Here is a 12,286-nt window from a genome sequence, read left to right on the forward strand (position 1 = left end):
TAAATTAAATCTCAACTATAGTTTTTCCAGACCCTCCATCACTAGGGTGAGCAAAATAATATTTTCTAACAAACTTCAATTCTTTTAGTAAATTGTGAACTTCTCTCATAAGATGCCCCTCACCTTTTCCATGAATGATCTCAAATTTATTAATGCCATTTAATATAATATTATCTATTTTCTTATTTAAAAAGTCTAGAGCATCAACAGACCTCATACCCCTAATATCAATGGTAAAGCTTAATAAATTTTCCTTATTATAATCAATTGAAAAGTTAAAATTTTTACCATTCTCTTTTTTTTCTTTAAAGTTTTCCAAAGATATCTCTGAGCTAGAAACAGTAACATTAAAAGCACCCACATTAACAGTTATCTTCTTTTTTGAAATCCCGACTATTTTTCCTATTGAATTAGAATTTAGTATCTTAACTCTGTCTCCTATTTTAAAATCTACAACCATATTTATCTTACTGTTAAGAGAATTTACTTTATTAAACTTGAGGTCTACATTTTTTTCCAAATCTGATATAAAGGCTTTATTCTTTGAAACATTAATATTACCCTCTTTTATTTCTCTAACCAAATTTTCTAAAACTTTTCTTGAATTTTTTAAAAATTCATTCTGCTCATTTAAAAGCTCTGTCTCAATATTTTTTTCCTTTAATAAAAGATCTTGATAAAAATTTTCTAACTCTTTTTCTTGCAATTCTATTTGGATTAATTTTTTATCCATATTCTCTTTAATTAAAAGCAAATCTTTTTCTTTTTCAATTAATTTTTCTAAAATTTTATTAATTTCTGTTTTTTGAGATGAATAAATTTCATTAGCACGAATTACTATGCTACTGTCAATCAAAGCCTTACTAGCAACATTAAATGCATAACTTTCACCAGGAATGGAAAAAATTAAATTATAATTAGGCTGCATCGTCTCTAAATCCATCCGCATAGAAGCATTAACAACGCCTTCGTGGGTATATGCAAAATATTTAAGAGCATTATAATGAGTTGATATTAAAACATAAGAATTAATATTGATTAAATACTCAAGAATTGAAATAGCAAGCGCTTGACCTTGATCAATGTCAGTCCCTGAGCAAAATTCATCAAATATTACAAGGCTATTTTTTGTAGTATGTTTTAAAATATAAGAAATATTGCTCATATGACTTGAAAAAGTTGAAAGAGAATTAGAAATTGACTGTTCATCACCAATGTCAATGAAAATGTTATCAAAAATTTTAAAAGTGCTAGATTCACCAACAACAATAGGAATCCCAAATTGAAACATTGCACTAAGTAATCCAATTGTCTTTAAAGTTACCGTTTTTCCACCGGCATTAGGACCAGTAATAATTACAACACGATTCTCAGCAGGAGTAAAAGTTATTGCCTTTGAATCCTTTAAAAGAGGATGATGTGCATCAAAAATACTTAATGCATTTGAAATCTTAGGAAATATTCCTTTAGTTTTGATTCCATAAATCGCTCGTGCTTTTAAAGAATCATAATACAAAAAATTATTATAAAGATTATCTAAAAGAACAATGTTGTTATGAACTTTAGCAGAAAGATTTCGTAAAATTTTTAAAATTATTCTTTCTTTTTCTAAACTCAAATAATTTAACCTATTGTTATCATTTGCAATATCATTTGGTTCAATGTAAAATGTTTCGCCTGATGATGAAATAGAAATAATATTGCCCTTAATTTTGCCTTTAAAATTAGACTTAAGAGCAAGAGTATATTTATTGGATTTATAATAAACAAAATTAGAAGTCAAATATTCTGCGTTCAAACTAATTATTTTTTTTATCTGATTTTCAACTCGTCTATTTAAATTTTTAATTTCAAATTCAATCAAATCATATTCTTTGACAACGCCACTTTTCAATTCAAAAGCATCAACATCTATATGCTCTTTCAATTCATTAAGCAAATCTTTTAGCTCTGGGTTTAAAAATAATAAATCAGATATAATCTGAACATTAAGATATTTGATATCACTATTTTTTTGTAAAAATAAATTTATTCTTAAAACCTCATCTAAAAACATTAAAATATCTCTCAAATTCTCAATAGAAACTTTTGAATTTTCTTTTGATAATAATGAAATGGGATATTTTAAACTATTTATAAAAGAGTTTGGATATCCTTTATAACTTTCAAAAAGCATTCTAATTAAATTTACAAAGGAGAATATTTTCTCTAAACTTTCTCTTGTTTTTAATATTTTTTGATTACTTAGTAAATCAACAGTGTCTGGATTAGAAACGTATTTAGACACTAAAGATAAAATTTCATAAAAGTCAACATTTTTTAAATATTTATCTTGTGCATCTTGCATAATTTTTATAATTTTTAAGCTCTGCCAAAATCTTTAAATAGCTTTTGTATCTAAGTTTAGAAATCCCATTACCTAAAGAAGTTATAACAGAACAATAAGGTTCGCTGACATGCAAACAAGATTTATATTTACAAAAACTAGCAAAATTTTCAAACTCTTTAAAATAATATTTAAGATTCTCAAAGGGCAATGTTTCAATTCCAAACTCCTTTATTCCTGGAGTATCAACTATTATTCCACTCTCAGAATGAAATGATATTGAATAAACGGTAGTATGTTTTCCTCTAGAATACTTATGTGAAATTTCATTTACCGATTGAGAAGCTCTTGAATCAATCAAATTTATCAAAGAAGATTTACCAACACCAGACTGACCAATAAAAGAAGTTCTTGAATTTTTCAAAACCTCTTTTACTTCTTTGATACCCTCAGTAGTTTTAACAGAAGTTTTTAAAACCTTGTATCCTAGATTTTCATAAATTTCAGAAAATTCTTGTGCGCTTTGACTTATTCCTTTGTCAATTTTATTAATCACAATAACAGGAACAATATTTTGTTCTTCTGCAACAACAAGAACTCTGTCAATAAAAAAATTTTTCATCTCGGGGAAATTAGCAGAACTTACAATCAAAACATTATCAATATTAGAAACAATTGTCTGCCTAAGATCTGCTTTCTTGTTGTAACGCCAAAGCATATTCTTCCTATTTAATCGCTTATCAATATATACTTTGCGAGAACTATAAATATACCCTAAGACTATATCCCCTGGAACTAAAGGACTATACTCCTTAAAACCTGTTTCTAGTACTTTGCCCTTAAAAATTCCTTCATAAATTAACTTGCTGCTAAGTTCTAAAATAGAATATATATTATTAACTCCCCAAATAACTTCAAATTCAAGATAATTCAAACTATCGTTCCTTTAAAGCGGAGATTATATTTTTTGCAAAAATTTTGATAAAAAGTCAAATTTTTATTTCCGGTCAAATAAAACTCATCATCCATATCTACAAAATCAAAATCATTTTTATAATAATTACCTTTATGTTCAGGAAAATTCATTAATCTAATAAGATTTTGTACCACTAATTCACGATTCTCATAAACAGGAATTTTTAAAAAATCTTCTATCAATGCCTTGAGATGTAAATAATGCGTGCATCCAAGGAAAACAATTTCTCTACCGGTATTTACAACTTCAAATTTTAAAGCCTCTAAACATCTAAAAGCATCTTTTTTGTACTTTTCTCCATATTCAACAAAATTAACAAGCTCTCCGGCAGCTTTTACAATCAAATCATTATGTATATTTACTTGATCTTTAACAAATTTGCTTTCAAGAGTAGTATTTGTTGCAATCAAAAGAACTTTTTTTAAAGCAAGATCTGAAACTGAACTTACATCTGGCAAAGTATAGACCACCGGAAAAACAAAATTTAATTTATTGTATACACTAACAGAAATTGTATTGCAAGCCAAAACCAATGCACCAATATTATAGTTTTTTTTAAGTTTCTCAATTAAAAACAAAACTGCTTCTAAAAGATATTCAGGACTTTTTTCTCCATAAGGAAAATTTTTATTATCGGCAACATAAACATATTGGCACCCCCCTATTTTACTTTTAATATATTTAAAATAAGAAAGTCCCCCTATACCTGAATCAAAAATAATTATTACTTCTTTGAAATTTCCCATTACAAAATAATAATCAACCCTAAAAAGTAAAGTATAAATATTAATAAAGTTAATATCAAGAATTAAAATAATAAAAATTGTTAAATGTTTTTTTTAAAAAAAGTTTTAAGCTATAATAAAATTGATTTAGCAATATTAATAAATATTTAGGATGATAAATAAAATGTTTGCAAGCATTAAAGATATTTTAAAAAAGCCAATTTTAAACAGCAATGTTACAATAAATGGCTGGATTAGAACCAAAAGAAGTAATGGTAAGATTGGATTTATAGAAATTAATGATGGCTCAACACTTAAAGGAATTCAGGCTGTAATAAACGAAGAAGAAAATCAATTTAGTGAAAAAGATCTAAAAAAATTAACAACCGGAGCAAGTATATCATTAACAGGCCTATTGGTGGAAAGTCCTGCAAAAGGGCAAAATTATGAAATAAAAACACACAGTTTTAATGTAATCGGCGAGACAGACCCAGAAAATTATCCATTGCAAAAGAAAAGACATTCTTTTGAATTTTTAAGAGAAATCCCACATTTAAGAATACGAACCAACACATTTGGAGCTATTGCTAGGGTAAGAAACAAAATTTCATACAAAATTCATGAATATTTCCAAAAAAATGGTTTTTTTTATATTAATACACCAATAATTACATCAAATGATGGAGAAGGTGCTGGAGAAATGTTTAGGGTTTCCACACTAAAATTTAATAAACCAAACAATACGCTTAGCAATATTGATTTTAAAGACGATTTTTTTGGAAAAGAAGCTTTTCTCTCTGTCACTGGTCAATTACATGGGGAAGCATATGCAATGGCTTTATCTAAAATATATACATTCGGCCCAACATTTAGAGCAGAAAATTCTAACACCACACGCCACGCTTCAGAATTTTGGATGATAGAACCAGAAATGGCTTTTTATAAGCTTAATGACAATATTGCTCTAGCAGAAGATCTCTTGAAATATCTTTTAAGTTCAATTTTAAAAGAATGCTCACAAGATATGGATTTTTTAGAAAATTACATTGAAAAAGGTTTGATTAAAAAACTAGAAAATGTAATAAATTCAAATTTTGAGGTTATTACCTATACTAAAGCAATTGAAATTCTTGAAAACTCAAAAAAAAATTTTGAAATAAAACCTTACTGGGGAATAGATTTGCAAACAGATCACGAAAGATACCTAACAGAAGAGACTTTTAAAAAGCCGGTAGTGGTCATAGATTATCCAAAAAATTTCAAAGCATTTTACATGAAAGTAAACAAAGACAATAAAACCGTTAAAGGAATGGATATACTTGTTCCAAAAATTGGAGAGATTATAGGAGGAAGCGAAAGAGAAGATGACCTGCAAAAATTAGAAAATAGAATAAAAGAATTAAACCTAAATATTGAACATTTAAACTGGTATCTTGATCTAAGAAGATTTGGCTCGACTCCTCATTCTGGTTTTGGACTTGGACTTGAAAGGTTGATACAATACTCAACAGGAATATCTAATATAAGAGATTCAATACCATTCCCAAGGACTCCCAAAAATCTTTATTTTTAATAAAAAAAAGGAAACAAAAAGATGAAATTAATAAAACTTTGCAAATTAATGCTACTCTTTCTTTTTGCAACAAGATTATTTTCAGTAAAAGATGAAAAATTAAACACTAAATTGGAATTATTTTCAAACGTAGAAACAAAAATCAAAAAAAATTCTAAGACTTACGATTCAAGCTCAAATAGCAAAAAGATCAAAAAAGAATCAATTTTAAAAAGAGATACAAACGGTGAAAAAAATATAAATTCCAATATATACATACAAAAATCAAAAAAAATTAATTACCCCAACAGAAATTTAGGCAATAATATCAATCAAAAAACTGTAAATGATGTTTCTGCCACAACTAGTTATGTTAAAGTTTATCCTAGTTATAAAAATGATAACTTTCAAGAAATTAAAAATGCTAATAAATTTCCGGTTAAAACCGAAAAAACTCACATGCTAATAGGCCCAATATTAAAAGATAATCTGGGAATAATAATTAAAATGCTAAAAACAAAGGGATATACTTTAATAGAATACATAGAGGACAATAATTAAGATTTGGTTTTTGCTAAAAATTTTAAAATCTCATTAAGCTCATCATCTATGTATTTAAAACTATTCTTATATTCACTTTCATTTAATCCTGTCAGCTCATGATTTCCATAATGAATCCAAGTATTTAATTCTTCTTGGTTAGAATATTTATTAACATAATAATCAGGAATATAATCTACAAATCCATGATCCTTATAATCATAAACTGCTATTTTAACATTTTTATTCTCTATGCCTTTTTTTAAAACTTCATTTCTCAAATAAACAATAGTACGACCCGTATCAAAAATGTCATCAACAAATAAAACTTTATCCCCTGCCCTTAAATATTTTGGATCATAAGTCCAACCATCTATCATTATCTTTTTTTGCTCATTAAAAATATCATAAGATCTAGCAACAACGGCAGCATATAAAAGAGGTTTATCTACTTTTACAAATTTAAAAAATTCGCTAATAATATTGCCAAGATAAGCTCCTCCTCTCAAAGAGACATACATAATATCTGGAATAAATCCATCTTTATAAATTTTATAAGCAAGCTTAAATCCATTAATTCTTATCTCTTCATAAGAAACATATTTTTTCATAATTCAAACTTATTCCTTTTATTCTTTTTTAATAAAAAAAAATTTATTTAATCAAAATATTTTAACTTGCAAATTAACACACAAATATTTACATAAAATAAAAAAGGGCTAAGATCAGCTCTTAACCCCAAAACCAAAATTTACTAAAATGAAATTTTAAAAGAATCGTTTCCTCTTAAAATTTTATAAGTATTTTTTCCAATCTCAAGAGCATCATAAAATTCTCTTAAATTAGAAACACTTTTTGAATTTACAGAAAGAATTACATCTCCTGATTTCATCTTAATATTTGATGCTAAATTTTTATCAATATAATCAACAACAACGCCTTTAGTCCAATTTCTTAAATTAAGCTGAGCTTTAATATCCTCAACTAATGGATACACAACAAAACCTGGAAGCATCTTTGAAGAAGAAAGCTCTTTATCCTTAGGTCTAACAGCAAGAATAATTTCAATATTTTTTTTGACACTTCCTCTTAAGATTTCTACATTTACTTTCTCACCAGCATAAAAATCACTAATATATGATGTAACATCCTGAAAAACGCTCATGGAAACCCCATTAACCTTCATAATAATATCTCCTGCCCTAAGCCCCGACTTAACAGCAGGTGAGCCCGGATAAAGAGAAGCAATAATTGCAGCTGAAACATCATTACTTTCAACCCCTAGACTTTTTAGCACCTCAGAATCTCTTGTCTTTAACGGATAAAAAGAAATTCCAAGCCACGCTGATTCAATTTTTTTACCTTTAAGGAAAAAATCTACAGTGCTTTTAATATTGTTAACAGGAATTGCAAAACCTAGCCCAATATTTCCGCCAGAATTTGAAGCTATCCAAGCATTAATTCCAATAACTTCACCTTTTATATTTACAAGAGGGCCGCCCGAATTACCCCTGTTGATTGCAGCATCGGTTTGAATAAACAAATTCCTTGATTGCAAATTAGGATTTGCAGAACGTTGCAATCCACTCACAATGCCCGCTGTAACTGTAAAACTAAATTGAAAAGGACTGCCTACTGCCATAACCCAATCACCTATTTCAAGCTTATCACTATCTCCAAGATCAGCTACTTTAATAGTTGCATCATTACTTTCAAAACTAATAAGAGCAATATCTTTTTTTTCATCTTTGCCAACTAACTTAGCCTTGTGCTTTTTTTTATCATAAGATACAACTTCAAGTTCAGTTGCCTTATCTACCACATGACTATTTGTAACTACATAAAATAATGATTTTTTTTGAGAATCTCTCCCAATTATTACTCCAGACCCTGCCCAATTGCTTTTTCTCTCAGAATCAAATTCTGGCATATCAAAAAAGAAAAATGGAATAGGAAAACTCTGCTTGATTACCCCTGTTGCATGAACTTCTACAGATGATGGTAAAATTTTCTTGGAAACTTCCCTAAAAGAATCTTGCAAGGCTCTTACAGTATTGTCCTTTTCTTCTGCAAAAACAATGTTGCTTCTATTAGAATCTAAATAATGCATTCCAATAAAAAACCCAATACCCAAAGCCAAAAAACTAAGAAGAAATCCAGAAAAAAACTTTTTTTCCACTTTTATAACCTCCAAATAATTACTCAATTCTACAAATAATATTTAAATATTTGATTAATTTAAAATTTAAACTTCACTTAAAATTAAAGGCAATCCATCAACAACAGCAACAGTATGTTCAAAATGTGCAGAATAACTAAGATCAGATGCAAAAACAGTCCAACCATCACTTTTTATTGAAACCTTGTGCCCCTTTAAGTTTACCATAGGCTCAATAGCCAAAACCATACCCTCTTGAATTCTAATATTTTTAAAAAAAGGAGCATAATAATTTGGAACACTTGGTTCTTCGTGAAGCTCAAATCCAACACCATGGCCTGTATATTCTCTAACTATTCCAAAACCAAACGGTTTTATATAATCTTCTATTGCCTTTGATATATTTAAAATTCTATTTCCAACTTTCATCTCGGCAATACCTTTGTAAAGAGAAGCATTTGTAACTTCTAAAAGTTTATCGATGCTAGAATCCACATTTCCCACTTTAAAAGTTTTTGCCATATCGCTATAAAATCCATCAAGAATAACCCCACAATCAATACTAACAATATCCCCATTCGCTAATTTCCTTTTTCCGGGAATGCTATGAATAACCTCTTCATTAACAGATGCGCAAATAGTACCCTTAAACCCACGATATCCCTTAAAAGCAGGCTTAGCTCTATTTTTAATAATAAAATCATAGGCTATCAAATCAAGTTCCTTGGTACTAATACCAGGAACAATATTCCTCTCGACCTCTAGCAAAGTAAGCGCTAACAAACTTGCTGAAGCTTTGATTTTTTTAATCTCATCTTTAGATTTCAATCTTAGTTTAGTCAAAATTCAACTTCCTTTCTCTAAGTGTATCTATCATATTTTTATAAAGTCTTCCTTCATCAGTTTCGTAAAAAGAATAAGAAGTCAAAATAGACTCTTTACCTTTTTCCATTTTCCCCAAATAAAGATAATTAATTCCTTGTTTTAAGTAAATTTTTGATATAAGTTCACGTTCATAGTTAGTACTAGAATCTTTATCATAAAAGCTACTAGGCAATAAAGATATTCCTTTATTAAAATATCTTTCCGCTTCTTTATAGTCTTTTTCAGAAAAGCTTAAAACTCCAAGATTATAATAAATTCCAAACATATATTTTTGAGATTTATTGTCAAAAATTATCTTTTTTGAACTAATAAAATCTCTTTTAAGAAAAAAATAATAAAATTTATAAAAATTATACCAATCTTGTTTACTTTCAGAAAAATTATAAATTCTAAAAAATAAATCTAAGTCCTTTAAATCTGAATAAAGCAGCAAATTCCAAGCCAAAAATTGAGCAATACTAGAATTGTACTCAGTCTTGTAAAATAGTCGCCACAAATAAGATTTTTTTGCCTCATACTTAGAATTTGCATAATTTAATGCAAAATAAAGTTTAAAAAATAACGGATCTTCCTTATAATTAGTTATAATTTCATTAGCTTTAAAATAATTTTTAATTTTAAAGTATATATTTGCTAAATAATAACTTATTATCTTATTATCTTTAAACACCTCATTAGCCTTATTTAAATAAGAAATTGCTCTTTTATGATCATTCTCACTATTAGCTATGAGTGCAAGATTTAAATAAACAAGAACATTATAATTAGGAAATCTTGTATAAAGCTTTAAATATTCATTCTTGGCATTCTTAATATCTCCTTTTTTAAAATAAGCATCGGCAAGCAAAAAAAGCAAAGTGGAATCTTCTTCATTTTTAATGGACTTAAGATTGGAAATTGTATAATCTAAATCATTAAGATTATATGAAATATATGCTAGCTCTTTTAAAAAATTTTTGTCTTCTTTGATTTTTAAAAGTATGCGCTTAGCAGCATCTATGTTTTTTTTCTCTATATACAAAAGCATTGCATTTATTAAAAATGCATTGTTTTTAAGATTTGAACCTATCTCTTCAAAAATACGAGCATCCTTTTCTTTATAGATTTTATCAATAAATTTGTTAAAGTCTATAATACCATTATCTGAACTTAAATTTTTAATAAAAACTTCATCATAAAGGCTTTGATACTCTTCGCTATTTAAAAGATATTGATTTGCAATTCTATAAGCGTCTTTTAAAAGCCCAATTTTAAGTTTAGAATAAACTTCTAAAGCTCTTAATTTCAAATTTCCTGGCAAAACTTTAACACCAAGAGCTACTATCTCCCCCATAAGATGATAATCACCAGTATTTAAAGCCCAAATTTTAGCTCTTTTAGCAAGAGATAGCCATTTAAATTCAGTATTAGCATAATATGATGAAAATAGCATTGCTTTTTTAGCATCTGAAAATTTTTTTTTATCAATATAAAAATCAATCCCCATAATAAGCTTGCTAAAATCTTTCTCACCTTTTAAAAAATATAAAATATTGGGATCGAAATAGAAATAAAAACCTCCTAAAAAAACCGATAATAAGAACAATGAGATGAAAACTAAAGTTTTATTTTTTTTCAATACAACTCTCCATATTTTTAAGTAAAGCATCAAGTATACCATTTATAAACTTGTAAGAGTTTTTACTGCCATATTTTTTGGCAATCAAAATTGCTTCATCAATTACAGCACGTTTTGAATTTTCAAAATTTTGGAACTTTAAAGAATAAACGCCCATTCTAAGTATTGCAAGATCAACCTTATCCATGCGATCTAAAGACCAATTCAAAGAAATATTCCTAATCAAGCTATCAATATGCTCTAAATTATTAAAAGTACCATTTACTAAAGAAGAATAAAACGACTTGATAGATTCATTTTCTATGTCTAATCCTTTATCTTCAATATTAAAAATATCAAAAATATCGTCCATTGCGCTTTGATTAATACCAATGCTATAAATCTTTTGAAAAGCCAAGACTCTAACTTCATGCATTAAATCCATAATAAAATTATATAAATAAAAATATGTTTTATTTTAGACTAGAATCCAAGATTTGTATATTTGCAGACTTGTTAAGCTTACCATACATATCTTGCTGCACTTGAACAACAATTTGCTGTTGTTGCACATTAATCATATTGTTTCTTATTGCATCTTTGACAATCAAATCTGCAGTAGGAGAAACTTTATCATTCAAACCTAAAAATCTCTGAGCATATTTTTCTGTAACTTTAATAATATGAAACCCTTCCTTTGAAGCAATAGGCGAAGATATATCGCCCTTATTAAAATTAAAAACCTCTTTCACAAAATCAGCTCCAAGAAGATTTTGAGCATTTTGATCGCCTCTTGACAAAAATCCAAGATCACCATTTTTAGCCTTAGAAGATTCGTCATTTGAATATTTTCTTACAGCTTCTTCAAAAGTAATTTTTTTTGATCTTATTTGGCTTAAAATATTTTTTGCTTGATCTAAAACATCTGATCTTTTTTTATCTTTAGTAGAAAAAAATATATGACTAACTCTTGAAATATCGGGATTTACAAATTTAGTTTTATTAGCCTCATAATACTCAACAATTTCTTTCTCACCGGGGGTTTTAATTTCAGAAAACTTGGGCTGAGCCTGCTTTAAAACAAGTTTTTGAGAAGATAGAGATCTTTTCATTGAAGACAAAAGCTCGCCCCAATTTGTACCTTGTTTTTCTATCATCTGCTTGATTTGCTCATCAGTAAAATTCACAAGTCCAAATTGAGTTCTAATTGTTTGCATAACCTCATCATCTGAAATTTTAATTCCTTGTTTTGAAGCCTCTTGGCTAAAAAGAACATCTGCTATTAAAACTTGCAAAACTTGCTTTTTCTCAGCAGCAGTCAGGTCTCTACCTTGGGTCTTTTTAAATATATCAACCTTAGAATCAAAACCAGTTTTAGTAATAATTTCATTCTTATGTAAATTAATAATAGCAACAGGAGTATTTTGAGCAAAAGAGCCAATCTCTACAGTTCCCAATATTACCCAAAACAAAAAACTCTTCATAATATAACCTCTTATTAAAGAATCACTTACCCACTAATTTAAC

General features: G+C 27.7%; 11 protein-coding genes. 2 read left to right on the forward strand and 9 right to left on the reverse strand.

Annotation, left to right across the window (positions count from 1 at the left end; genetic code table 11):
- Nucleotides 1-4 precede the first annotated feature (4 nt).
- From QIA00_RS00480 to murI, 3 genes are read right to left on the reverse strand one after another with little or no spacing between them, the layout of a single operon-like run.
- Entirely contained in the window at nucleotides 5-2,347 is a 2,343-nt protein-coding gene (locus QIA00_RS00480; protein ID WP_316256863.1) for an endonuclease MutS2, read from the reverse strand.
- Nucleotides 2,328-3,260, reverse strand: a complete 933-nt coding sequence (gene rsgA, locus QIA00_RS00485) for a ribosome small subunit-dependent GTPase A (protein WP_316256864.1) — start codon at nucleotides 3,258-3,260, stop codon at nucleotides 2,328-2,330. Before rsgA ends, QIA00_RS00480 begins: the two co-directional genes overlap by 20 nt.
- A complete protein-coding gene (murI, locus tag QIA00_RS00490; protein ID WP_316256865.1) occupies nucleotides 3,257-4,048 on the reverse strand; it encodes a glutamate racemase in 792 nt (263 codons plus the stop codon). Before murI ends, rsgA begins: the two co-directional genes overlap by 4 nt.
- Nucleotides 4,049-4,211: 163 nt before the next feature.
- On the opposite strand from murI, the gene asnS reads away from it, so the two are divergent.
- Complete coding sequence (gene asnS / locus QIA00_RS00495) at nucleotides 4,212-5,600, forward strand: asparagine--tRNA ligase (RefSeq protein WP_316256866.1); 1,389 nt, start codon at nucleotides 4,212-4,214, stop codon at nucleotides 5,598-5,600.
- Between the two features lie 21 nt (nucleotides 5,601-5,621).
- Entirely contained in the window at nucleotides 5,622-6,140 is a 519-nt protein-coding gene (locus QIA00_RS00500; RefSeq protein WP_316256867.1) for a hypothetical protein, read from the forward strand.
- Here the strand turns inward: QIA00_RS00500 and QIA00_RS00505 are convergent.
- From QIA00_RS00505 to QIA00_RS00530, 6 genes are all read right to left on the reverse strand, one after another.
- Nucleotides 6,137-6,730, reverse strand: a complete 594-nt coding sequence (locus QIA00_RS00505) for a phosphoribosyltransferase (protein WP_231032195.1) — start codon at nucleotides 6,728-6,730, stop codon at nucleotides 6,137-6,139. The genes QIA00_RS00500 and QIA00_RS00505 overlap by 4 nt on opposite strands.
- 143 nt (nucleotides 6,731-6,873) lie before the next feature.
- The gene (gene htrA, locus QIA00_RS00510; protein WP_316256868.1) at nucleotides 6,874-8,298 is read right to left on the reverse strand and encodes a DegQ family serine endoprotease HtrA; all 1,425 of its coding nucleotides are present in this window, start codon (nucleotides 8,296-8,298) and stop codon (nucleotides 6,874-6,876) included.
- A gap of 66 nt (nucleotides 8,299-8,364) precedes the next feature.
- Complete coding sequence (gene map, locus QIA00_RS00515) at nucleotides 8,365-9,120, reverse strand: type I methionyl aminopeptidase (protein ID WP_316256869.1); 756 nt, start codon at nucleotides 9,118-9,120, stop codon at nucleotides 8,365-8,367.
- Nucleotides 9,113-10,780 carry a tetratricopeptide repeat protein gene (locus tag QIA00_RS00520; RefSeq protein ID WP_316256870.1) on the reverse strand — a complete coding sequence of 556 codons (1,668 nt, stop codon included), beginning with the start codon at nucleotides 10,778-10,780 and terminating at the stop codon, nucleotides 9,113-9,115. The genes map and QIA00_RS00520 overlap by 8 nt, the downstream gene beginning before the upstream one ends.
- Nucleotides 10,767-11,195 carry a transcription antitermination factor NusB gene (gene nusB / locus QIA00_RS00525; protein ID WP_316257646.1) on the reverse strand — a complete coding sequence of 143 codons (429 nt, stop codon included), beginning with the start codon at nucleotides 11,193-11,195 and terminating at the stop codon, nucleotides 10,767-10,769. Before nusB ends, QIA00_RS00520 begins: the two co-directional genes overlap by 14 nt.
- A gap of 37 nt (nucleotides 11,196-11,232) precedes the next feature.
- Nucleotides 11,233-12,243: a peptidylprolyl isomerase gene (locus tag QIA00_RS00530; RefSeq protein ID WP_316256871.1), complete on the reverse strand. Its 1,011-nt coding sequence runs from the start codon at nucleotides 12,241-12,243 to the stop codon at nucleotides 11,233-11,235.
- Between the last annotated feature and the right edge of the window lie 43 nt (nucleotides 12,244-12,286).

The organism is Borreliella americana (genome assembly GCF_032595795.2).
GTDB classification, from domain to species: Bacteria; Spirochaetota; Spirochaetia; order Borreliales; family Borreliaceae; genus Borreliella; species Borreliella americana.

Bases quoted from the DNA above. Each gene is read 5' to 3' on its own strand.
- murI (WP_316256865.1), bottom strand. From the start codon at position 4,048: ATGGGAAATTTCAAAGAAGTAATAATTATTTTTGATTCAGGTATAGGG.
- QIA00_RS00505 (WP_231032195.1), bottom strand. From the start codon at position 6,730: ATGAAAAAATATGTTTCTTATGAAGAGATAAGAATTAATGGATTTAAG.
- QIA00_RS00480 (WP_316256863.1), bottom strand. From the start codon at position 2,347: ATGCAAGATGCACAAGATAAATATTTAAAAAATGTTGACTTTTATGAA.
- nusB (WP_316257646.1), bottom strand. From the start codon at position 11,195: ATGCATGAAGTTAGAGTCTTGGCTTTTCAAAAGATTTATAGCATTGGT.
- QIA00_RS00530 (WP_316256871.1), bottom strand. From the start codon at position 12,243: ATGAAGAGTTTTTTGTTTTGGGTAATATTGGGAACTGTAGAGATTGGC.
- QIA00_RS00500 (WP_316256867.1), top strand. From the start codon at position 5,622: ATGAAATTAATAAAACTTTGCAAATTAATGCTACTCTTTCTTTTTGCA.
- asnS (WP_316256866.1), top strand. From the start codon at position 4,212: ATGTTTGCAAGCATTAAAGATATTTTAAAAAAGCCAATTTTAAACAGC.